Origin of the sequence: Leclercia adecarboxylata, assembly GCF_023639785.1 — a bacterium.
Taxonomy (GTDB): Bacteria; Pseudomonadota; Gammaproteobacteria; order Enterobacterales; family Enterobacteriaceae; genus Enterobacter; species Enterobacter adecarboxylatus_D.
The window spans coordinates 4593312-4613537 of the sequence record NZ_CP098325.1; the positions used below are offsets into that span (position 1 = coordinate 4593312).

General features: G+C 56.6%; 22 protein-coding genes. 11 read left to right on the forward strand and 11 right to left on the reverse strand.

All coding sequences use genetic code 11. The annotated features are described in order from the left end of the window. Positions 1–73 precede the first annotated feature (73 nt). Positions 74–1069 carry a LacI family DNA-binding transcriptional regulator gene (locus NB069_RS21720; RefSeq protein ID WP_250586624.1) on the reverse strand — a complete coding sequence of 332 codons (996 nt, stop codon included), beginning with the start codon at positions 1067–1069 and terminating at the stop codon, positions 74–76. 19 nt (positions 1070–1088) lie between these two features. Then, positions 1089–1637: a helix-turn-helix domain-containing protein gene (locus NB069_RS21725; protein WP_250586625.1), complete on the reverse strand. Its 549-nt coding sequence runs from the start codon at positions 1635–1637 to the stop codon at positions 1089–1091. A gap of 102 nt (positions 1638–1739) precedes the next feature. On the opposite strand from NB069_RS21725, the gene NB069_RS21730 reads away from it, so the two are divergent. Both NB069_RS21730 and NB069_RS21735 read left to right on the forward strand, forming a co-directional pair. Continuing rightward, positions 1740–2399 carry an AzlC family ABC transporter permease gene (locus NB069_RS21730; protein ID WP_250586626.1) on the forward strand — a complete coding sequence of 220 codons (660 nt, stop codon included), beginning with the start codon at positions 1740–1742 and terminating at the stop codon, positions 2397–2399. Then, entirely contained in the window at positions 2399–2722 is a 324-nt protein-coding gene (locus tag NB069_RS21735) for an AzlD domain-containing protein (RefSeq protein WP_250586627.1), read from the forward strand. Before NB069_RS21730 ends, NB069_RS21735 begins: the two co-directional genes overlap by 1 nt. A 41-nt stretch (positions 2723–2763) precedes the next feature. Here the strand turns inward: NB069_RS21735 and NB069_RS21740 are convergent, their stop codons facing one another. The 3 genes from NB069_RS21740 to fdhD all read right to left on the reverse strand — a co-directional run bounded on the left by NB069_RS21740 (position 2764) and on the right by fdhD (position 4336). Continuing rightward, on the reverse strand, positions 2764–2976 hold the full coding sequence (locus tag NB069_RS21740) for a YdgH/BhsA/McbA-like domain containing protein (RefSeq protein WP_039032167.1): 213 nt from the start codon (positions 2974–2976) through the stop codon (positions 2764–2766). A gap of 246 nt (positions 2977–3222) precedes the next feature. After that, positions 3223–3435 (reverse strand): YdgH/BhsA/McbA-like domain containing protein, encoded by a 213-nt coding sequence (locus NB069_RS21745; RefSeq protein WP_039032167.1) that lies wholly within the window; start codon positions 3433–3435, stop codon positions 3223–3225. Positions 3436–3550: 115 nt separating this feature from the next. Then, entirely contained in the window at positions 3551–4336 is a 786-nt protein-coding gene (fdhD, locus tag NB069_RS21750) for a formate dehydrogenase accessory sulfurtransferase FdhD (RefSeq protein ID WP_250589558.1), read from the reverse strand. A gap of 485 nt (positions 4337–4821) precedes the next feature. On the opposite strand from fdhD, the gene fdnG reads away from it, so the two are divergent. The 6 genes from fdnG to NB069_RS21780 all read left to right on the forward strand — a co-directional run bounded on the left by fdnG (position 4822) and on the right by NB069_RS21780 (position 12219). After that, the gene (gene fdnG / locus NB069_RS21755; RefSeq protein ID WP_250586628.1) at positions 4822–7872 is read left to right on the forward strand and encodes a formate dehydrogenase-N subunit alpha; all 3051 of its coding nucleotides are present in this window, start codon (positions 4822–4824) and stop codon (positions 7870–7872) included. Between the two features lie 12 nt (positions 7873–7884). Then, a complete protein-coding gene (gene fdxH, locus NB069_RS21760; protein ID WP_250586629.1) occupies positions 7885–8787 on the forward strand; it encodes a formate dehydrogenase subunit beta in 903 nt (300 codons plus the stop codon). Next, positions 8784–9419 carry a formate dehydrogenase cytochrome b556 subunit gene (gene fdoI, locus NB069_RS21765; protein ID WP_039032173.1) on the forward strand — a complete coding sequence of 212 codons (636 nt, stop codon included), beginning with the start codon at positions 8784–8786 and terminating at the stop codon, positions 9417–9419. The genes fdxH and fdoI overlap by 4 nt, the downstream gene beginning before the upstream one ends. Further along, complete coding sequence (fdhE, locus tag NB069_RS21770) at positions 9416–10345, forward strand: formate dehydrogenase accessory protein FdhE (protein WP_250586630.1); 930 nt, start codon at positions 9416–9418, stop codon at positions 10343–10345. The genes fdoI and fdhE overlap by 4 nt, the downstream gene beginning before the upstream one ends. 207 nt (positions 10346–10552) lie before the next feature. After that, complete coding sequence (locus NB069_RS21775) at positions 10553–11494, forward strand: alpha/beta hydrolase (RefSeq protein ID WP_250586631.1); 942 nt, start codon at positions 10553–10555, stop codon at positions 11492–11494. A 164-nt stretch (positions 11495–11658) separates the two neighbouring features. After that, the gene (locus NB069_RS21780) at positions 11659–12219 is read left to right on the forward strand and encodes an Ail/Lom family outer membrane beta-barrel protein (RefSeq protein WP_250586632.1); all 561 of its coding nucleotides are present in this window, start codon (positions 11659–11661) and stop codon (positions 12217–12219) included. A gap of 64 nt (positions 12220–12283) precedes the next feature. On the opposite strand, the gene fabY is transcribed toward NB069_RS21780, so the two are convergent. From fabY to NB069_RS21810, 6 genes are all read right to left on the reverse strand, one after another. Further along, complete coding sequence (gene fabY / locus NB069_RS21785) at positions 12284–13225, reverse strand: fatty acid biosynthesis protein FabY (RefSeq protein ID WP_250586633.1); 942 nt, start codon at positions 13223–13225, stop codon at positions 12284–12286. A 44-nt stretch (positions 13226–13269) separates the two neighbouring features. Continuing rightward, the gene (gene dtd, locus NB069_RS21790; RefSeq protein ID WP_250586634.1) at positions 13270–13707 is read right to left on the reverse strand and encodes a D-aminoacyl-tRNA deacylase; all 438 of its coding nucleotides are present in this window, start codon (positions 13705–13707) and stop codon (positions 13270–13272) included. Beyond that, the gene (locus NB069_RS21795) at positions 13704–14585 is read right to left on the reverse strand and encodes a virulence factor BrkB family protein (RefSeq protein WP_250586635.1); all 882 of its coding nucleotides are present in this window, start codon (positions 14583–14585) and stop codon (positions 13704–13706) included. Before NB069_RS21795 ends, dtd begins: the two co-directional genes overlap by 4 nt. Then, a complete protein-coding gene (gene yihX, locus NB069_RS21800; protein ID WP_250586636.1) occupies positions 14579–15178 on the reverse strand; it encodes a glucose-1-phosphatase in 600 nt (199 codons plus the stop codon). Before yihX ends, NB069_RS21795 begins: the two co-directional genes overlap by 7 nt. Before the next feature lie 118 nt (positions 15179–15296). Further along, positions 15297–16097: a DeoR/GlpR family DNA-binding transcription regulator gene (locus NB069_RS21805; RefSeq protein WP_250586637.1), complete on the reverse strand. Its 801-nt coding sequence runs from the start codon at positions 16095–16097 to the stop codon at positions 15297–15299. A 34-nt stretch (positions 16098–16131) separates the two neighbouring features. Continuing rightward, positions 16132–17028, reverse strand: coding sequence for a sugar kinase (locus NB069_RS21810; protein WP_250586638.1), 897 nt, complete (start codon positions 17026–17028; stop codon positions 16132–16134). Between the two features lie 155 nt (positions 17029–17183). Between NB069_RS21810 and yihU the strand changes: the two genes are divergently transcribed. The 3 genes from yihU to yihS are packed head-to-tail and all read left to right on the forward strand — an operon-like array spanning position 17184 to position 20223. Next, entirely contained in the window at positions 17184–18074 is an 891-nt protein-coding gene (gene yihU, locus NB069_RS21815) for a sulfolactaldehyde 3-reductase (protein WP_250586639.1), read from the forward strand. Positions 18075–18091: 17 nt separating this feature from the next. Continuing rightward, positions 18092–18967, forward strand: coding sequence for a sulfofructosephosphate aldolase (gene yihT, locus NB069_RS21820; RefSeq protein WP_250586640.1), 876 nt, complete (start codon positions 18092–18094; stop codon positions 18965–18967). A 14-nt stretch (positions 18968–18981) separates the two neighbouring features. After that, entirely contained in the window at positions 18982–20223 is a 1242-nt protein-coding gene (gene yihS, locus NB069_RS21825) for a sulfoquinovose isomerase (RefSeq protein WP_250586641.1), read from the forward strand. The last annotated feature ends 3 nt before the right edge of the window (positions 20224–20226 follow it).

The window sequence follows — 20226 nt, forward strand, 5'->3', positions numbered from 1 at the left end:
TTTTGATCCGAAACGTTTCGGATACAAACCAAAACGTTTCGGTTTTGTGATCGGGTTTAGAAATTGGGGAAAATTATGCCGTCTGTCCCGGAGAGAAGTCCGGCTGCCACAGCACCTGAAGCTGGCTGAGTTCGCCGCCGTTAATCAGTTGCAGCACCATATCGGCAATCTGCTTGCCCACGCCCTGGCGGGTGGACTGGATCACCGCCGCCACGTCAACATCAACAATGCTGTCCTGCGGCAGGCCATCGTAGACCACCAGCGATACGGCGTGCTCGCCGGTTAAACGTCCCATCTGCGCCAGCGCCATCGCTGCGCCATCGCCGTGGGTGTTGCAGTCGGTGACGATCGCCGTCGGAGGCACGTCCAGCCCCAGTAGCGCCTGCGTGGTGGTGTATCCCGCGCGGCGTGAAGGGGGCATAGTGCGCAGCCATTCGCTGGAGAGCCCCGCCTCTTTCAGCGCGTCAAGATAGCCCTGACGGCGCTGGGTGATGAACGCCTGATTGTGGCTTTCACCCAGGTAGGCGATGCGCTGATGCCCGCGTGCAATCAGGCGTTGAGTGGCGGTGTGGGTACCTGCATAGTTATCAAAGTCAAACCAGGCGTAGGGCTCAGGCAGATGGCTGCGACCGAGCGCCAGGAACGGGAACCCGACGGCCTGGAGCTGCTCAAGGCGCGGATCGTTGTCGAGCGTGTGCGCCACAATCAGCGCATCCACGCGTCGGCTCTGCACCATGCGCATGTAGCTGTGCTTGTCGGCCAGGTCGTCGTCGGCAATGAGCAGTAAGTCGATCTCGTGCCGGGCTAACTCGTGGCTAATTTCGCCGACCATCTCCATAAACACGCTGTTGTTGAGCGGAACGGGATGCACCGGAAAGACCAGCCCCACGGCGTCGATCTTGCCCATCTTCAGACGGCGGGCAAGGGTGTTCGGGCGATAGCCACGTCGCTGCGCTTCGGCCTCCACGCGGGCACGCGTCTCGCTGGAAACGTCAAAATAGCCGTTGAGGGCGCGGCTTACCGTCGTTACCGACAGGCCCAGTTCTTTAGCAATGGCTTTAAGCGACATGATTTTCCGTGTCTTTGGGTTAGTTTTGTTCCGCCACCATGAGCGCGTACGTATCGGGCTCAAGGGCTTTGAAGATGTGCGGCTGGTCGGCAGGATAGCAAATATAGTCCCCCTGCCCCAGCTCCTCGGGTGCTTCGGTCAGGCCAATCAGCGCCCGCCCCTTCATCACAATCATATGCTCAACCGACCCCGGCGGATGGGGATGCGAGATACGGTCGGCCCCCGGCTGGGCCATCAGAATATAGATATCGCGTCGGGCGCCCGGCGGACAGGCCGCCAGCAAAATGGCTTCAAAGTTGGCCTGCTCCGCAACCACTTTAGTGCCTTCCCCGAGGCGGATCACCTGTGTGGTGGGCTGCTGCGGTTCGAGCAAACGGGCAAAGGGGATATCCAGCGCCACGCACAGCGACCACAGGGTTTCGAGGCTGGGATTGCCGTTGCCGGACTCCAGCTGGGAGAGGGTGGACTTGGCGATCCCGGCACGGCGGGCAATTTCCGCCAGTGAAAGCCCGGTCCGCATGCGCTCTCGCACCAGACTTTTGGCGATCACGCTGATTGGCTGCGTCATAAACGGCCTCATATACTGTTAAATCGAACGAATCGTTCATCTTGATAAACGATCTTATTGCGTTCATTATAATGGATACTCGTTCGATATGGCTAAATTTGTATGAAACACTCTCTCTCATGTCTTAAAGGCGACACCATCAAAGCGATTATCCTGGTGTGTCTGGCGGTGGGCGTCGTGGGAATGTCCTACGGCTCGCTGGCGATGGCGTATGGCTTTCCGCTGTGGGTGCCGTTTGTGCTCTCCATTTCGGTACTGGCGGGCGCGTCGGAATTTATGTTCATCGGCATCGTCGCCAGCGGCGGCAACCCTCTTGCTGCGGCCGCCGCCGGGCTGCTGGTTAACGCTCGCCATGTGCCGTTTGGCGTAACGGTGCGTGAGCTGGTGGGCAAACGGGGCGCCAGCTTCCTGGGCTGCCACATTATGAACGACGAAAGCGTGGTGTTTGGCCTGTCGCAAAAAACGCCGGAACAGCGCAAAGCCGCCTACTGGCTCTGCGGCCTGGGCGTAGCGATAATCTGGCCGCTGGGCACCCTGCTGGGGGCAATGGTCGGCAAGCTGCTGCCCGAACCGGAAACCATCGGGCTGGATGCGGTCTTCCCGGCCATCTTGCTGGCCTTAGTCGTGCCTGCCTTTAAAAACCGTACCACGCTGATCCGCGCCTGTAGCGGTGCGGCGCTGTCGCTGGCCGCGGTGCCCTTTGCACCGGTAGGCCTGCCGGTACTGCTCTCTCTGCTTGGCCTTGCCACGAGGAAGAAATAATGGAAAACATGACCGTCTTTATCCTCGGCATCGCCCTGCTCTCTGGGGGCACCTACCTGATGCGTCTTGGCGGGGCAAAACTGGGCAGCCGGTTAGCCCTGTCGGAACGCGCCCAGGCGTTGCTTTCCGATGCGGCAACGGTGCTGCTGTTTTCGGTGGCGCTGGCGACCACCTTCTACGAAGGGGAACATTTTGCCGGGATGGCGCGGGTGGTGGGCGTGGCGTTTGCGGTATTCCTTGCCTGGCGCAAGGTGCCGTTGATTTTCGTGATCGTCGCGGCGGCGGTGGTAACGGCGTTATTACGCCTGGCGGGCATAAACTAAAAAAGCGCCCCGGGGGCGCTCTTTCGACAGATGCTGTGTGCTTATTTGTTCAGTTCAGCGGTCATGTGCACGCGGTTACCGGTGAAAGCCTGGGTAATGGTGTAAGACGATGCGCCCGCCTGCTGAGCCTGTGCGGCGATTTTCGCTTCTGCGCCGTCAATGGTGCTGGCGGAGGCGGTAACAGACTGGGCAGCGAAAGAACCGAAAGAAGTAGCCAGAGCGATAACAGCGACAAAAGTTTTGATGCTTTTCATGATAGTGACCCTTTCATTAAGTTGTTTGGTGTAAGGCGCCGTGCCTTGATGTGATAAATAATAGGCCTCATCGCCGACAACTGATAGCGGAAGGATTTGCTATAAAGATTCAAAATTACTGACAAACTTATCAGAGCCAAAAAATAGCCTGCCCGGGTAGCCGCGGCAGGCTTTATTTTGTGAAGAAGCGATCGCTGAAAACGAAAAAAGCGCCCCGGGGGCGCTCTTTCGACAGATGCTTTTTGCTTATTTGTTCAGTTCAGCGGTCATGTGTACACGGTTACCGGTGAAGGCCTGGGTAATGGTGTAAGAGGACGCACCCGCCTGCTGAGCCTGTGCGGCGATTTTCGCTTCTGCGCCGTCAATGGTGCTGGCAGATGCGGTAACAGACTGAGCAGCGAAAGAACCGAAAGAAGTAGCCAGAGCGATAACAGCGACAAAAGTTTTGATGCTTTTCATGATAGAGACCCTTTCATTAAGTTGTTTGGTATAAGGCGCCGTGCCTTGATGTGATAAATAATAGGCCTCATCACCAACAACTGATAGCGGAAGGATTTGCTAATATCATTCAAAATTACTGATCAAAAATCAGGCGCTGCGGATGGGTATACACCGTGGCTCTTCCCGGCTTGCAGAACCCCACCAGCGTCAGATTGCAGCGCTCGGCCACCTCAACCGCCAGCGTAGTGGCGGCGGATACCGCAAACAGGATCTCCACCCCACACATCGCCGCTTTTTGCACCATCTCGTAGCTTGCCCGGCTGGAGACCAGCGCGGCGCCCTGTTGCCAGACGGCGCTTTCACCGGCCCGGCGGCCAAGCAGCTTATCCAGCGCCACATGGCGCCCGACATCTTCGTGCCCACCCGCAATCTCCCCGGACGGCAATACCCAGGCAGCGGCGTGGGTACACCCGCTCAGGTTCCCTACCGGCTGTACCGAGTTAAGATTTTGCAGCGCAATGTTGAGGTTGGTCAGGGTAAAGGTCTGGGTGAAGGGCAGCGGCGCGATGGGTTTATCGATATCGTTTAGCTGCTCAACGCCGCACACCCCGCAGCCGGTGCGCCCGGCCAGGGCGCGCCGGCGCGCCTTGAGGGCCATAAAGCGTCGGCTGGAAAGCTCTATCTGCACTTCCATCCCGTTGCAGACCGGCACCACATCCATGCCGTAGATCTCCTGCGGGTGGTCGATAATCCCTTCCGAGAGCGAAAAGCCAAGGGCAAACAGGGGCAGATCTTTTGGCGAAGCCATCATCACGACGTGCGAAATACCGTTATAAACCAGCGCCACGGGCACTTCCTGCGCCAGCCAGTCCGCAATGGGCTGGTTCAGCTGTGGGGGTCTGCGCACCTCACAGGCCACGACGCCGACGGGCTGGGAGGGGGTATCTCGGTTCTCTTTTGACACGACTTCATTCCTGGGCAACTTCGCAAGTAAGGGCGCTATTGCACCATAAATAGCGGGGTTTCGCGCCGGAGATGGATCAATTTTTCGCAAGAGCGCTGTCAGGCGGTGTTACTCCCTGTGAGGAAGCCTGGCAAGCGGGTTGCTACAGCCTTGTAACACGCAGGGTTAATAAAGTGATTTAGTTCACATTTTTAAATTAGCACGCTTAGATTTCGTTCACTTTGTTTTAACTCCATTCAAACAAGCCTACCGACAATGTGGTATTCTGACGCTTATCCCTCGCGGAATTGAGGGAATACAAAATTCCATCCCTTTACGGTCATTTTGTAGCCGTAAAGTAAAACTATATGCACCTGAATAATGCGCGTTGCAGGAAAGCAGCAAAACGCCCCTGCGACACGCCCTGTGAAGGGTGGCAATGTCGAAACAAGGAGTGACCCATGCAGGTCAGCAGAAGGCAGTTCTTTAAGATCTGCGCTGGCGGTATGGCAGGCACCACGGCAGCAGCACTGGGCTTTGCGCCTGGCGTCGCGCTGGCGGAAACACGGCAGTACAAACTGCTGCGCACCCGCGAAACCCGTAATACCTGTACGTACTGCTCCGTCGGTTGTGGGCTGTTAATGTATAGCCTCGGCGACGGTGCAAAAAACGCCAAAGCATCTATTTTCCATATCGAAGGCGACCCGGATCACCCGGTCAACCGCGGCGCGCTGTGCCCGAAAGGGGCAGGTCTGGTGGATTTCATCCACTCAGAAAGCCGTCTGAAATTCCCGGAATATCGCGCTCCTGGCTCCGACAAATGGCAGCAAATTAGCTGGGAAGAGGCGTTCGATCGCATCGCTAAGCTAATGAAACAAGACCGCGATGCCAACTTCATGGCGCAAAACGCCGAAGGCACCACCGTCAACCGCTGGCTCTCCACCGGCATGCTGTGTGCGTCTGCCTCCAGTAACGAAACCGGCTATTTAACCCAGAAATTCACGCGCGCACTCGGTATGCTCGCGGTCGACAACCAGGCGCGTGTCTGACACGGACCAACGGTAGCAAGTCTTGCTCCAACATTTGGTCGCGGTGCGATGACCAACCACTGGGTCGACATCAAGAACGCCAACCTTATCGTGGTGATGGGCGGTAACGCCGCTGAAGCGCACCCTGTCGGGTTCCGCTGGGCGATGGAAGCCAAAATCCACAACGGCGCGAAATTGATTGTGATCGATCCCCGCTTTACGCGTACTGCGTCAGTGGCGGATTTCTACACCCCTATTCGTTCAGGTACTGACATCACCTTCCTGTCAGGCGTATTGCTGTACCTGATGACCAACGAAAAATATAACCGTGAATACACCGAGGCCTACACTAACGCCAGCCTGATCGTGCGTGAGGATTACAGCTTCGATGACGGCCTGTTCAGCGGTTATGACGCGCAAGCGCGCAAGTACGACAGAACCAGCTGGAACTATGAGCTGGATGAAAACGGCTATGCGAAACGCGATACCACCCTGCAGCATCCGCGCTGCGTGTGGAACCTGCTGAAAACGCACGTCTCGCGCTATACGCCGGAGATGGTTGAAACCATCTGCGGTACGCCGAAGGCCGACTTCCTGAAGGTGTGCGAGTACATCGCCGAAACCAGCGCTCACGATAAAACCGCGTCGTTCCTCTATGCCCTGGGCTGGACGCAGCACTCCGTTGGCGCGCAGAACATCCGTACCATGGCAATGGTGCAGCTGCTGCTCGGCAATATGGGGATGGCGGGCGGCGGCGTGAACGCCCTGCGCGGTCACTCCAACATTCAGGGGTTGACCGATCTCGGCCTGCTTTCGCAGAGCCTGACCGGTTACATGACCCTGCCGAACGAGAAGCAGACCGATCTCCAGACCTACCTTACCGCCAACACGCCAAAACCGCTGCTGGAAGGCCAGGTGAACTACTGGGGCAACTATCCGAAGTTCTTCGTCTCGATGATGAAGGCTTTCTATGGGGATAAGGCAACAGCCGAGAACAGCTGGGGCTTTGACTGGTTGCCGAAGTGGGACAAGGGTTACGACGTTCTGCAGTATTTCGAGATGATGCACCAGGGCAAGGTCAACGGCTATCTGTGCCAGGGCTTTAACCCGGTGGCCTCGTTCCCGAATAAGAACAAGGTTGTGGCCTCCCTGTCGAAGCTGAAGTTCCTGGTGACCATCGATCCGCTCAACACCGAAACCTCAACCTTCTGGCAGAACCACGGCGAGTCGAACGACGTTGATCCGTCGAAGATTCAGACCGAAGTGTTCCGCCTGCCATCCACCTGCTTCGCGGAAGAGAACGGCTCTATCGTTAACTCCGGTCGCTGGCTGCAGTGGCACTGGAAAGGCGCGGACGCCCCGGGCATCGCCATGAACGACGGCGAGATCCTGGCCGGTATCTTCTTACGTATGCGTAAGATGTACGCAGCAGAAGGCGGCGCCAATCCGGAGCCGGTGCTGAACATGACCTGGAACTATTCGACACCGGAAAACCCGGCGCCGGAAGAGGTCGCCATGGAGAGTAACGGCAAGGCGCTGGCAGATGTGATCGACCCGGCCACCGGCACCGTGCTGGCGAAGAAAGGCGATCAGCTCAGCACCTTTGCACACCTGCGCGATGACGGCACCACCTCCAGCGGCTGCTGGATCTTCGCCGGGAGCTGGACGCCGAAAGGCAACCAGATGGCCAACCGCGATAACGCCGATCCGTCAGGTCTGGGTAACACGCTGGGCTGGGCATGGGCGTGGCCGCTGAACCGCCGCATCCTCTATAACCGTGCCTCCGCAGACCCGCAGGGCAAGCCGTGGGATCCGAAGCGTCAGCTGCTGAAGTGGGACGGCGCGAAGTGGGGCGGCGTGGATATTCCGGACTACAGCACCGCTGCACCAGGCAGCGACGTCGGGCCGTTTATCATGCAGCCGGAGGGGATGGGCCGCCTCTTTGCTATCGATAAGATGGCAGAAGGGCCGTTCCCGGAACACTACGAGCCGTTTGAGACGCCGCTGGGCACTAACCCGCTGCACCCGAACGTGGTCTCTAACCCGGCCGCCCGTATCTTTAAGGGCGATCTTGAAGCGCTGGGTAAAAAGGACAAGTTCCCGTACGTGGGTACGACCTATCGTCTGACCGAGCACTTCCACTACTGGACCAAGCACGCGCTGCTTAACGCTATCGCGCAGCCGGAACAGTTCGTGGAGATTGGCGAGAAGCTGGCGAACAAACTTGGCATCGTCCAGGGCGATACGGTGAAGGTCTCCTCCAACCGCGGCTATATCAAGGCCAAAGCGGTGGTGACCAAGCGTATTCGCACCCTGAACGTTCACGGACAGCAGGTGGACACCATCGGTATCCCGATCCACTGGGGTTACGAAGGGGTGGCGAAGAAAGGGTTTATTGCCAACACCCTGACGCCTTTCGTCGGCGATGCGAACACGCAGACGCCGGAGTTTAAGGCCTTCCTCGTGAACGTGGAAAAGGTGTAACGGAGACGACTTATGGCTTATCAATCGCAAGACATTATTCGTCGTTCCGCGACTAACGATCTAACCCCCGCGCCTCAGGCGCGGGACCACCAGCAGGAAGTGGCGAAGCTTATCGATGTCACCACCTGTATCGGCTGTAAAGCCTGTCAGGTGGCCTGTTCAGAGTGGAACGATCTGCGTGATGAAGTGGGTCACAACGTCGGGGTGTACGATAACCCTGCCGATCTGACCGCCAAATCCTGGACGGTGATGCGTTTCTCGGAAGTGGAGCAGAACGACAAACTGGAATGGCTGATCCGCAAGGATGGCTGTATGCACTGCGCCGATCCGGGCTGCCTGAAGGCCTGTCCGTCAGAAGGGGCTATCATTCAGTATGCCAACGGTATCGTCGACTTCCAGTCTGAGCAGTGCATCGGCTGCGGCTACTGCATCGCCGGCTGTCCGTTTGACGTGCCGCGCCTCAACCCGGAAGACAACCGCGTCTACAAATGTACGCTGTGCGTCGACCGCGTTAACGTCGGCCAGGAACCGGCCTGCGTGAAGACCTGCCCAACCGGCGCTATCCACTTTGGCTCCAAAGAGGATATGAAAACGCTGGCGGCAGAGCGCGTGGGTGAGCTGAAAACCCGTGGTTACGACAATGCAGGCCTGTACGATCCGGCCGGTGTTGGCGGCACGCACGTGATGTACGTGCTGCACCACGCCGACAAGCCGAATCTCTATCACGGCCTGCCGGAGAACCCGGAAATCAGCGCCACGGTTAAATTCTGGAAAGGTATCTGGAAACCCCTGGCCGCCGTTGGCTTTGCGGCAACCTTCGCTGCCAGCATCTTCCACTATGTCGGTGTCGGCCCGAACCGTGCAGATGAGGATGAAGACAACCTGCATGAAGAGAAAGACGAGGTGCGCAAATGAAAAGACGTGACACCATCGTGCGCTACACGGCGCCGGAACGTATCAACCACTGGGTTACCGCCTTCTGCTTCATGCTGGCGGCGATAAGCGGGCTGGGGTTCTTCTTCCCCTCTTTCAACTGGTTGATGCAGATCCTGGGTACGCCACAGCTGGCGCGCATCCTGCACCCGTTTGTCGGGGTGGTGATGTTTGCTTCATTCATCATCATGTTTTTCCGCTACTGGCACCACAACCTAATCAATCGGGATGATATCTTTTGGGCGAAGAATATTCGTAAGATCGTCGTCAACGAGGAAGTGGGTGATACCGGACGCTATAACTTCGGCCAGAAATGCGTATTCTGGGCGGCGATTATCTTCCTGGTGCTGCTGCTGGTGAGTGGGGTGATCATCTGGCGTCCGTATTTCGCGCCTGCTTTCTCAATCCCGGTGATCCGATTTGCGTTAATGCTGCATTCATTTGCAGCAGTAGCGTTAATTGTGGTTATCATGGTGCATATTTACGCCGCCCTCTGGGTGAAAGGCACCATTACCGCGATGGTGGAAGGCTGGGTAACGAAGACGTGGGCGAAGAAACATCACCCACGCTGGTACCGGGAAGTCCGCCAGAAACAGGAAAAGCCATCTGAATGAGTATTCGCATAATCCCGCAAGATGAGCTGGGTTCGAGCGAGAAACGCACGGCGGAAGTGATTCCGCCGTTACTGTTCCCCAGACTTAAAAACCTCTATAACCGCCGCGCAGAACGCCTGCGCGAGCTGGCAGAGAGCAACCCACTCGGCGACTATCTGCGCTTTGCGGCGCTGATTGCCCACGCCCAGGAAGTGGTGCTTTACGACCATCCGCTGCAGATGGACCTGACCGCGCGCATCAAAGAGGCGAACGAGCAGGGCAAACCGCCGCTGGATATCCACGTTCTGCCGCGCGATAAGCACTGGCACAAGCTGCTGCACTCCCTGATTGCTGAGCTGAAGCCAGAGATGAGCGGCCCGGCGCTGGCGGTGATCGAGAACCTCGAAAAAGCCTCTGAACAGGAACTGGAGCTGATGGCGAGCGCGCTGTTTGCCTCCGATTTTGCTTCCGTCAGCAGCGATAAAGCCCCGTTCATCTGGGCCGCGCTGTCGCTCTACTGGGCGCAAATGGCCAGCCTGATCCCAGGTAAAGCCCGCGCTGAATACGGCGAAGCGCGCCAGTTCTGCCCGGTTTGCGGTTCGATGCCGGTATCAAGCATGGTGCAAATCGGTACCACCCAGGGCCTGCGCTATCTGCACTGTAACCTGTGTGAAACCGAGTGGCACGTAGTGCGCATCAAATGCAGCAACTGCGAGCAGACCCGCGATCTGCACTACTGGTCGCTGGAAAACGAGCAGTCTGCGGTGAAAGCCGAAAGCTGCGGCGACTGCGGCACTTACCTGAAGATTTTGTATCAGGAAAAAGACCCGAAGGTGGAGGCCGTCGCCGACGATCTCGCCACGCTGATTCTGGACGCTAAAATGGAGCAGGAGGGCTTTGCCCGCAGTTCTATCAACCCGTTCCTGTTCCCGGGTGAAGGGGAGTAATCTCCTGTAATAGTGCCGGGCGGCGCAGGCTTGCCCGGCCTACAGTTTTATCTCATCCTTCCAGCGCATGCTTTAATCGTGTTTAAAGAGTTGCATGCGCTTTTGCGAGCCGCTTTCCAGATTTATATCCCCACCAAAATCCTCTGTTTTCATCCGCATAAAACCAGGCTATAACGCTGTGTATTCATACAGGAAAAGGAAATATTCATGGCACTGGAAAAGGGTATTGAGCAACTGGTTCAGGAGTTTATCGCCGCAGGGAAACCCTCTTCGCGTAGCCAGAATATTGATGTCCGGAGAGCGGGCTATATTGCCAGTGCGGTGCTTGCCGGAGAGAGGGAAACGCGTGTTCAGATGGCAACGCTGGAGCTCGACGGAATCGTTTTTCGTATCTTCTCGCCGCTCAATGCCCCTGAAACGCTGCCCGCCGTTGTCTACTATCACGGCGGGTGCTTTGTCAGTGGCGGCTTTGATACTCATGATAACCAGCTGCGTCAGCTGGCGTATTACGGCAACTGCCGGGTTATTGCGGTGCAATACCGTCTTGCACCTGAGCACACCTTCCCGGCTGCACATGATGACGCGGAGAAAGGTGCCAGCCTTGTCTGGCAAAACGCCGAACGGTTTGGTGTAGATAAAAACCGCATCACGCTGTGTGGAGACAGTGCGGGCGGGCATCTGGCACTGATAACGTCGCTAAGGCTCAAGACAACAGCTCTGTGGCAGCCCGCGCAGCTGATCCTTATCTATCCAATGCTCGACGCAACGGCCTGGTTTGAAAGTTACACCCGCAATGGTTCAGACTACGTTATTACCCGCGACACGCTGCTAAGCGGCTACGACATGTACCTTTCCCATACCGCACGGCAACACCCTGAAGCAAGCCCACTGTGGCGGGATGATTTTAATGGCCTGCCAAAGACCCATATCATCACCGCTGAGTTTGACCCGTTATGTGATGAAGGCGAAGCGTTGCATCATCATTTGACCGAGCAAGGCGTGAACTGTACCTGTCAGCGCTGGTCTGGAGTGATCCACGGTTTCTTTCAACTCGGCGGTATTAGCCAGGCGGCACGAGATGTTATTCGGGATATCGCATGGCGAGTGGCCGCTGTTGCGCCTGCCAGTGCAATTCCGGAACGGGAATAAATTAAGCAAAACCATCTTTACAATAAAGTAATTAGCATTTGCGCCATTCAAATTTGCACATCAGAATAAATCGCCCAAAGCAATGTGATAAAGGAAGAAAAATAATCACATTCACCTCTCATTATTATTAATTATCTAACTTCTTTGATTAATGGATTATATCAATGAATAAAATTTCTCTGGCGATTTTACTGACCGCCTCCCTCAGCAGCAGTCTGGCACTGGCAAACCATCACACTTTTTCTGTTGGTTTTGCGCACAGCGAAGTGCATGGCTTTGACAATCTGAACGGCGTAAATGCCCAATATCGCTATGAATTCGGCTCACCGCTGAGCCTTCTTGGCTCGTTCTCCTGGATGAAGGCGCACGCAAAGCAGGATTATTTAGCCGCCAGCGACATTGTTCATAATGATATAGATCTCAATTATTACTCTTTACTGGCGGGCCCGGCGTATCGTCTGAATGATTACGTCTCTTTCTATGCCGTCGGTGGTACAGCATGGGTCAAAGCGACCGGAAATACCCGTTGGGTTAATTACGGTAATAATGAAGTAAACCATAATGGTATTTCTGAAAAATCAGCTTCTTTTGCGTGGGGCGTCGGAATGGTAATGAACCCGTTCAATGCGCTCTCAATTAATTTCGGCTATGAAGGCACCAAAGCAAAACTGGATCGCAACAAATCGATCAATGGTTTTAACGTCGGCATGGGCTACCGTTTTTAAACCAACGGGCTGGTTTTAAAATGAGAGTTACCCCTTCACGTAGGGTAACTCTCATACCAGAAGATTACTCTTCCTCGTTACCGCCCTCTTCATACGCGCCAAACGGCTTCGCGGGCAGCACGATATAGGTTCCCTCAAATACCGCGCCTGGGGTCTCGTCACCGAACAACTCCACCAGCATCTGCACGCGGGCTTTACGGCCACGCGCCAGGCGATCAAGATCGCCGCTCAGCGAGCCCAAATCAGCCACAGCGCTCGGTTTGCCGATAATGGGACGGCTGTAACGGATATGGGCGTCGGCCAGAATAATGGTGCCACCCAGATGGCGTTCGCGCAGCATTAGCCAGATAAGGCCCCAGCCGGTGAGCGTCGCCAGCGAGAACAGGCTGCCGGCAAACAGGGTGTGATGCGGATTCTGGTTACCAACCTCCGGCATGGTGGTGATAAATTTTTGCCCGGTGTACTGCTGAATACGCACCCCCATCTTTTCACTCAAGGGGATATGCTGATACCAGGCCTGCTGCAGCTGACCACACCAGTCGGCGCGATGCAAAATATCATCCAGCGAGGCGATGGGCTTAATCATCAGGAAGTGACGAATCGGGGTAGTTTGTGGGGCGGTGATTTCGCCCTGGTTAATAAAGCCCAGCTTGGCAAAGAACTCCACCGCGTCTTCACGCGCGCTACAGGTGACGCGCTTTACGCCCTCCTGACGGGCCACGGACTCCAGCGTCATCGCCATCAGCGTGCCAAGACCTTTATCCTGCACGGAAGGGTGTACCGCCATAAAGCGGATAGAGGCTTCGTTATCGGCATTGATATACAGTCGCCCTACGGCGACAAGGTTGCCCTCTTCATCCATCACCATCTGGTGATGCGCCATCGCGTCCCAGGCGTCGCGCTCCGACCCTTTCGGCTGATGCAATGGCTTACGCAGCATCTCCCAACGGAACTGGTAGTAAAGCGCTAATTCTTCTTCTGTTTGCGGTACTCTAAGGTGATACATAGCTGTACTCTCTCTGGTTACCCGCGGCCATACCGTCAGCTCACTCATATCTGGAGCCAGAAAGTGACAGGGCCATCATTAACCAGCGAAACCTGCATATCTGCAGCGAATCGTCCGGTCTGTGTATGCATCTCTTGCTGGCGGCAACGCTCGACAAAATAGTCATAGAGCGCTTCTGCCCGATCCGGCGCGGCCCCTTTAGAGAAGCCAGGGCGCATGCCGCGCTCGGTATCGGCCGCCAGCGTAAACTGTGAAACCACCAGCACGCTACCACCCGCCTGCTGGACGTTAAGGTTCATCTTGCCATCCGCATCGCTGAAGATGCGGTAGCCCAACACGCGCTCGCATAAGCGGTTGGCTTTCTGCTCGTCGTCATCCCTTTCGACACCTAACAGGACTAAAAGTCCCGGACCAATTTCACCCGTCACTTCCCCCTCCACGGTGACGCTGGCACGGGATACGCGTTGAATTAATGCAATCATGGTTGGTCTGCTTCTCGTTGTTTTTCGGCTTCTGCTGCTTTTTTTAGCTCGCGGTATACCCCGAGAGTGACAGTAATTTCTGCGCCAAGCAAGACGATACACCACGTCCAGTAAACCCAGAGGAATAAGATGGGGATCACCGCCAGTACGCCATAAATCAGCTGATATGAAGGGAACATGGTGATGTAAAGCGCGAACCCTTTCTTGCCCAGTTCAAACAGCAAAGCGGCAACCAGCGCCCCCACCATGGCATCCCGGTTAGGCACGCGCGTGGTTGGAACAATACTGTAAAGCAGCCAGAAAGAGAGCCACGAGAGCAGCAGCGGGAAGATGCGCAGCACATCGTCAATCACGCTGTTGAGTTCGCTTGCCCAGCGTAACGAGAGCAGATAGGAGCTGATCGCCAGGCTGGCCCCGGCCAGCAACGGTCCCAGAGTCAGGATCATCCAGTAAACCGCAAACGAATAAATTTTCGGACGTGCGCGGGTGCTGCGCCAGATAGTATTCAGCGCACTATCAATGGCATACATCAACAGCAGTGCGGTGACGATGAGCCCACACGCGCCTACCGCCGTCATCTTGCTGGAGTTAGCAACAAACTGTTCAATGTAATTCTGAATGACATCGCCGGTTGCCGGCATGAAGTTGGCAAAGACAAAATGCCGGAGCTGCAGGCTGACATCTGAAAACATCGGAAAAGCGGCAAAAAGCGCAAAGATGACTGCCACCAGCGGCACAAGAGAGAGCAGCGACACGTAGGCAAGATTGCCTGCCAGCGTCGTCATATTGTCCTCATCGATGCGGTGCCAGAGGAGTTTTAGCCACGCGCGAAACGGCCTGGTGTGGTGGCTGGCTTTTTGATGAACGTTTTTTAGCATAACTGCTTCGCAAAATAGTCAGGTATCGTCTGTTTTCCGGTCACCAGAATTGACGTGATACCCAGCTGGTTAGCTCCCTCTATATTATCGACGTTATCGTCAAAAAAGACGGCATCCGCGGCTGAGAATCCTTCGGCCTGCAAAACGGCCTGGTAGATGCGCGCCTCCGGCTTACGCATTCCCATCTCCTGGGAGAGATAGATCTTGTCAGCTGCCGCTTTCACGTCGGGATACTCTTCCGGCCAGAAGGTGGTGTGCAGACGGTTGGTATTGGAGAGCACCACCACCCGATGCCCCTGCTCGCGCAGTTTGTGCATGATGGTAATCACATCAGGACGGATGCCGACAAAGATCGCCTGCCAGCCGTGGGAAAATTGTTCGTAACTGAGCGAAAGCGCCATCTCCTGGCAGAGCTTTTCGGCAAAGACTTCATCGGTTATTTCCCCGCGCTCATGCTGGTGGAAAGCCTCGCCCATGGTAAAACTTTGCTTTAGCGTGGCCAGCGGAACGCGGCTGAAATTACTCCATGCACCCAGCACACGATTGAAATCGATATCGACGATTACGTTTCCTAAATCAAAGATATAGAGCATGTATTTCTCCTTTTCGCCGTGAAAAGTAACTGTAGCGGGAAAGAAGATGTTTGGCTATGCGCCAGCTTCAGCTTAAAGAAAGGAACGGCCCGACGTTCACCATCGGACCGGGAGAGGATTAACCTGCCTGCTGTTCGTCGTTTGAATTGACTTCAATGATTTCAACTTTGCTCGATTTAAGGTGCGTTTGTAGCGCAGAGCCGGGCAGTTCGTCGGTAAAGAGCGCCGTCGCCTGCGCTACGTTACCAATTTCAACCGCAGCAGAGGCGTGGTATTTCGTATGATCGGCCGCCAGTAAGATGTGCCGGGCGTGGGACATCATGGTTTTCACCACGCTGGCTTCATTGACATCGAACTCCATCATCGCCCCGTCTTGCTCAATCGCACCGACGCTGGTCACCAGATAATCAGCGCGAAAGCCAGAGACGAACGCTGTAGCGGCAGGCCCGATTATGCCCCCATTGTGCGGGCGAAGCGTGCCGCCGGGTACCATAACCTCAAAGCGAGGGTTCTTATAAAGAATGTGCGCGACCCGCAGGCTGTTGGTGATGATGCGCAGATGATTATGGTTGAGCAGCGCCCGGGCAACATGCTCAACCGTCGTCCCAATGGTAATAAAAATGGTTGAGCCATCGGGAATGTAGTCGGCGATGGCTTCGGCTATCGCCCGCTTCTCTTCGGTCATTGAGACTTCGCGCTGCTCGAAGGCGGTGTTAACCACGCTGGATGCCCTACCCGCGCCACCATGATGACGCGTAATCAGCCCCTGTTGACTCAGCTTGCGAATATCCCGGCGCACCGTTTGCGTGGAGACATCCAACAGTTGCGCCAGTTCATCGATATTCATATAGCCACGATCGGCTATCAGCGTCAGCAGTTGATCGTGGCGCGGGTTGCCGGTCAGTTCGGTAAGAGTCATGGGCTGTCCTCTGAAAACCATCACGCCCCGCATTTTATACAAAAAGTGACAAAAAAGAGCGGGTTTGATCACAGTCGGGTATACCCGCCCGTCCGCCGGACTTCGTACATTTCAGTGCCGCAACAGCGCTGGCAAAGCGTACGGCCTCTAACGGCGTGCCCTTTTGCCCCAGGCTGACCGCCAGCGCACCGTGGAAAACATCTCCCGCCCCGGTGGTATCAACGACTTTCACCTCAAAGCCAGGCTGATGACATACCGCGCCGTTTTCCAGCCAGAAGCAGCCGTCGCGGCCCTGCGTGACATACACATGTCCATTTGTGAGCGTTTGTGCTTTTTTCAGCGCCTCTTCTGCGTCGTTCAGCTGTGTTAAACGCCGCAGTCCCGGTGCAGAGAAGGCGGCGTGATCGCTTATAGCAATCAACTCCGCGATATCCTGCGGGGTAACATCCGCATCAAGCAGGGTGGGCACGCCCTGCTGGCGGGCGAGTGTGAACGCCTGTCTGGCCCCCTCATGCCAGCGCACGTCTGCTAATACAATATCCCACTGAGAAAAGTCGATTTCATGCAGCCAGTCTGCCGCAGCAGGAAGATCCGGGCTGGGATAGTTGGCAATAACGCGTTCGCCGTCTGCATCCACCAGCACGGCGGACTGGGACGAGCGGGCACCTTTCACTATGCGCGTATAGCGGGTGTTCACCCCCAGGGATTCCAGCTCCGTGAGCAATCTTGCCCCGGTATCGTCGTCCCCCACCCGGCCAATAAAATCCACCTCAGCCCCCAGTTTTGCCGCCGCCACCGCCGCCGTAGCAGCCGGGCCACCGCCCACCTCCGTATAATCTTTTGCGACATATTTCCCACCTTCTTTCGGTAGATCATCGAGATACCAGATGCGATCCAGCACGGTAATGCCGACACAAACGATGCGAGTCATGGTGATTCCTTCTGCGTTTTCTGTTGCGCTCATTTTAATTTCACCAAATGTTTAAAAAGTGACCCATGTCTATTTTTTGACTATAAATTACAAATACGATCAAAAACAGACAACAAAAACGCGCAAAAATTGACACGATATGACAGGAGAGAGGCATGTCAGCAATCGCATTTATCGGTTTAGGGCAGATGGGCGCGCCAATGGCGAAGAATCTGTTGCAACAGGGCCACCAGCTTCAGGTCTTTGATGTGAATCCGCAGGCGGTTCAGTCGCTTGTGGAAAGCGGCGCGAAGGCGGCGGCAACACCCGCGCAGGCCGCAACAGACGCCGAGTTCGTCATCACCATGCTGCCCAACGGCGACCTGGTGCGTAGCGTGCTGTTTGGGGAACACGGCGTTTGCGAAGGCTTATCCCGCGACGCGCTGGTGATCGATATGTCCACCATTCATCCCCTGCAGACCGACGCCCTGATCCGTGACATGGCTGAGCGTGGTTTCAGCCTGATGGACGTGCCTGTCGGACGCACTTCAGACCACGCCATCGCCGGTACTCTGCTCCTGCTGGCAGGCGGCACGGCGGAGCAGGTTGAGCGCGCCACCCCCGTGTTAATGGCGATGGGTAATGAGCTTATCAACGCCGGTGGGCCGGGCATGGGCATTCGCGTAAAGCTTATCAATAACTACATGAGCATCGCGCTAAACGCCTTATCTGCCGAGGCGGCCGTGCTCTGTGAAGCCCTCGGCCTCTCCTTTGAGGTGGCGCTGAAGGTAATGAGCGGCACCCCTGCGGGCAAAGGGCACTTCACCACCTCATGGCCGAACAAGGTGCTGAAAGGGGATCTTTCACCCGCCTTCATGATCGACCTTGCACATAAAGATCTGGGGATCGCCCTGGACGTAGCCAACCAGCTCCACGTCCCGATGCCGCTGGGTGCCGCCTCCCGCGAAGTTTACAACCAGGCACGCGCCGCCGGGCGCGGGCGCGAAGACTGGACAGCCATTCTCGAACAGGTTCGCGCATCTGCCGGGCTGAAAAAATCACACTGATACGAAAGGACTGAGTAATGACGATCTACACCCTGAAAGATATCACCCGACCTTCCGGCGGTTTTGCGATGCTGGCCGTCGACCAGCGCGAAGCGATGCGCCTGATGTTTGCCGCGGCAGGCGCGCCGGTGCCGGTCACTGACCAGCATCTGACGGATTTTAAGGTCAATGCGGCGAAAATTCTGTCGCCATACGCCTCTGCGATCCTCGTCGACCAACAGTTTTGCTACCGCCAGATTGTGGAGCAGCAGGCGGTGGCCAAAAGCTGCGCGATGATTGTGGCGGCCGACGAGTTTATTCCGGGAAACGGCATTCCCGTCGACAGCGTGACAATCGACAAGAACGTCGACGCGCAGGCCGTCAAACGCGATGGCGGCAAGGCGCTGAAGCTGCTGGTGCTGTGGCGCAGCGATGAAGATCCGCAGCAGCGTCTTGAGATGGTGAAGGCATTTAATTCGCTGTGCCACGACAACGGCCTGCTGAGCATTATCGAGCCGGTGGTGCGCCCGCCACGTCGCGGTGCCGCATTTGACCGCGAGCAGGCAATTATCGACGCGGCCAAAGAGCTGGGGGACAGCGGTGCCGACCTCTACAAAGTGGAGATGCCGCTGTTCGGTAAAGGCACGCAGCAGGCGCTGCTGGCGGCCTCGCAGAAGCTGAACGAGCACATCGCCATGCCGTGGGTGATCCTCTCGTCCGGTGTGGACGATAAGTTATTCCCACGCGCCGTGAGTGTTGCCATGCAGGCGGGGGCATCGGGCTTTTTAGCCGGGCGCGCCGTCTGGTCCTCGGTGATTGGCCTGCCGGATACCGATCTGATGCTTCGCGATGTTTCTGTACCGAAACTGCAGCGTCTGGGTGAGATCGTCGACGAAATGATGGCCCGCCGCTAAGAGAGGACCCGAACATGAAATGGTTTAACACCTTGAGCCATAACCGCTGGCTCGAACAAGAGACCGACCGCATTCTTGATTTCGGTAAAAACGCCGCCGTACCGACCGGCTTCGGCTGGCTGGGCAATAACGGGCAGGTGCGCAGCGATATGGGCACGCATCTTTGGATCACCGCCCGTATGCTGCACGTTTATGCAGTGGCGGCGAACATGGGTCGTCCCGGTGCGTATGCCCTGGTTGAGCACGGCATCAATGCCCTGAACGGCCCACTGCGCGACAAACAGCACGGCGGCTGGTACGCCTGCGTTAACGACGAAGGGGTGATGGATGCCTCCAAGCAGGGCTATCAGCACTTCTTCGTGCTGCTGGGCGCGGCGAGCGCCGTTACCACCGGACACCCGCAGGCGCGCAGGCTGCTGGACGACGCCATTGAGGTGATTGAGCGCTACTTCTGGAGCGAACAGGAGCAGATGTGCCTGGAATCCTGGGATAAAGCCTTCAGCAAAACGGAAGATTACCGTGGCGGTAATGCCAACATGCACGCCGTGGAAGCCTTCCTCATCGTCTATGACGTGACCCACGACCGGAAATGGCTCGACCGCGCCCTGCGCATCGCCTCGGTGATTATTCACGACGTGGCACGCAAAGGTGAGTATCGCGTTAACGAGCATTTCGATACCAACTGGAACCCGATCCGCGACTACAACATCGATAATCCCGCCCACCGTTTTCGCGCCTACGGCGGCACACCGGGGCACTGGATTGAGTGGGGCCGCCTGATGCTGCACCTGCGCGCCGCGCTGGAAGCCCGCTTTGAAACCCCACCTGCGTGGCTGCTGGAAGACGCAAAAGGACTGTTCCACGCCACCATCCGCGATGCCTGGGCGCCAGACGGCGCGGATGGGTTCGTCTACTCCGTTGGCTGGGACGGCAAGCCTATTGTGCGCGAACGCGTGCGCTGGCCGATCGTCGAGGCGATGGGCACAGCGTATGCGCTCTACACCGTAACCGGCGAGGCGCAGTACGAAGCCTGGTATCAGAAATGGTGGGATTACTGCATCAAATACCTGATGGATTACGAGAACGGATCCTGGTGGCAGGAGCTGGATACCAACAACGAGGTGACCACCAAAGTCTGGGACGGCAAGCAGGATATTTACCATCTGCTGCACTGCCTGGTGATCCCCCGCCTGCCGCTGGCCCCGGGCTTAGCCCCTGCCGTAGCCGCCGGATTACTGGATAGCCAGGCCAAATAATAA

Excerpts from the sequence above, each read along its gene's own strand:
- NB069_RS21805 (WP_250586637.1), bottom strand. The coding sequence starts at position 16,097 with ATGACTCTTACCGAACTGACCGGCAACCCGCGCCACGATCAACTGCTG.
- dtd (WP_250586634.1), bottom strand. The coding sequence starts at position 13,707 with ATGATTGCATTAATTCAACGCGTATCCCGTGCCAGCGTCACCGTGGAG.
- yihU (WP_250586639.1), top strand. The coding sequence starts at position 17,184 with ATGTCAGCAATCGCATTTATCGGTTTAGGGCAGATGGGCGCGCCAATG.
- NB069_RS21810 (WP_250586638.1), bottom strand. The coding sequence starts at position 17,028 with ATGACTCGCATCGTTTGTGTCGGCATTACCGTGCTGGATCGCATCTGG.
- fabY (WP_250586633.1), bottom strand. The coding sequence starts at position 13,225 with ATGTATCACCTTAGAGTACCGCAAACAGAAGAAGAATTAGCGCTTTAC.
- NB069_RS21730 (WP_250586626.1), top strand. The coding sequence starts at position 1,740 with ATGAAACACTCTCTCTCATGTCTTAAAGGCGACACCATCAAAGCGATT.
- NB069_RS21795 (WP_250586635.1), bottom strand. The coding sequence starts at position 14,585 with ATGCTAAAAAACGTTCATCAAAAAGCCAGCCACCACACCAGGCCGTTT.
- fdhE (WP_250586630.1), top strand. The coding sequence starts at position 9,416 with ATGAGTATTCGCATAATCCCGCAAGATGAGCTGGGTTCGAGCGAGAAA.
- NB069_RS21775 (WP_250586631.1), top strand. The coding sequence starts at position 10,553 with ATGGCACTGGAAAAGGGTATTGAGCAACTGGTTCAGGAGTTTATCGCC.
- NB069_RS21720 (WP_250586624.1), bottom strand. The coding sequence starts at position 1,069 with ATGTCGCTTAAAGCCATTGCTAAAGAACTGGGCCTGTCGGTAACGACG.
- fdoI (WP_039032173.1), top strand. The coding sequence starts at position 8,784 with ATGAAAAGACGTGACACCATCGTGCGCTACACGGCGCCGGAACGTATC.
- NB069_RS21740 (WP_039032167.1), bottom strand. The coding sequence starts at position 2,976 with ATGAAAAGCATCAAAACTTTTGTCGCTGTTATCGCTCTGGCTACTTCT.
- yihS (WP_250586641.1), top strand. The coding sequence starts at position 18,982 with ATGAAATGGTTTAACACCTTGAGCCATAACCGCTGGCTCGAACAAGAG.
- NB069_RS21780 (WP_250586632.1), top strand. The coding sequence starts at position 11,659 with ATGAATAAAATTTCTCTGGCGATTTTACTGACCGCCTCCCTCAGCAGC.
- yihT (WP_250586640.1), top strand. The coding sequence starts at position 18,092 with ATGACGATCTACACCCTGAAAGATATCACCCGACCTTCCGGCGGTTTT.
- NB069_RS21725 (WP_250586625.1), bottom strand. The coding sequence starts at position 1,637 with ATGACGCAGCCAATCAGCGTGATCGCCAAAAGTCTGGTGCGAGAGCGC.
- yihX (WP_250586636.1), bottom strand. The coding sequence starts at position 15,178 with ATGCTCTATATCTTTGATTTAGGAAACGTAATCGTCGATATCGATTTC.
- NB069_RS21735 (WP_250586627.1), top strand. The coding sequence starts at position 2,399 with ATGGAAAACATGACCGTCTTTATCCTCGGCATCGCCCTGCTCTCTGGG.
- fdxH (WP_250586629.1), top strand. The coding sequence starts at position 7,885 with ATGGCTTATCAATCGCAAGACATTATTCGTCGTTCCGCGACTAACGAT.
- NB069_RS21745 (WP_039032167.1), bottom strand. The coding sequence starts at position 3,435 with ATGAAAAGCATCAAAACTTTTGTCGCTGTTATCGCTCTGGCTACTTCT.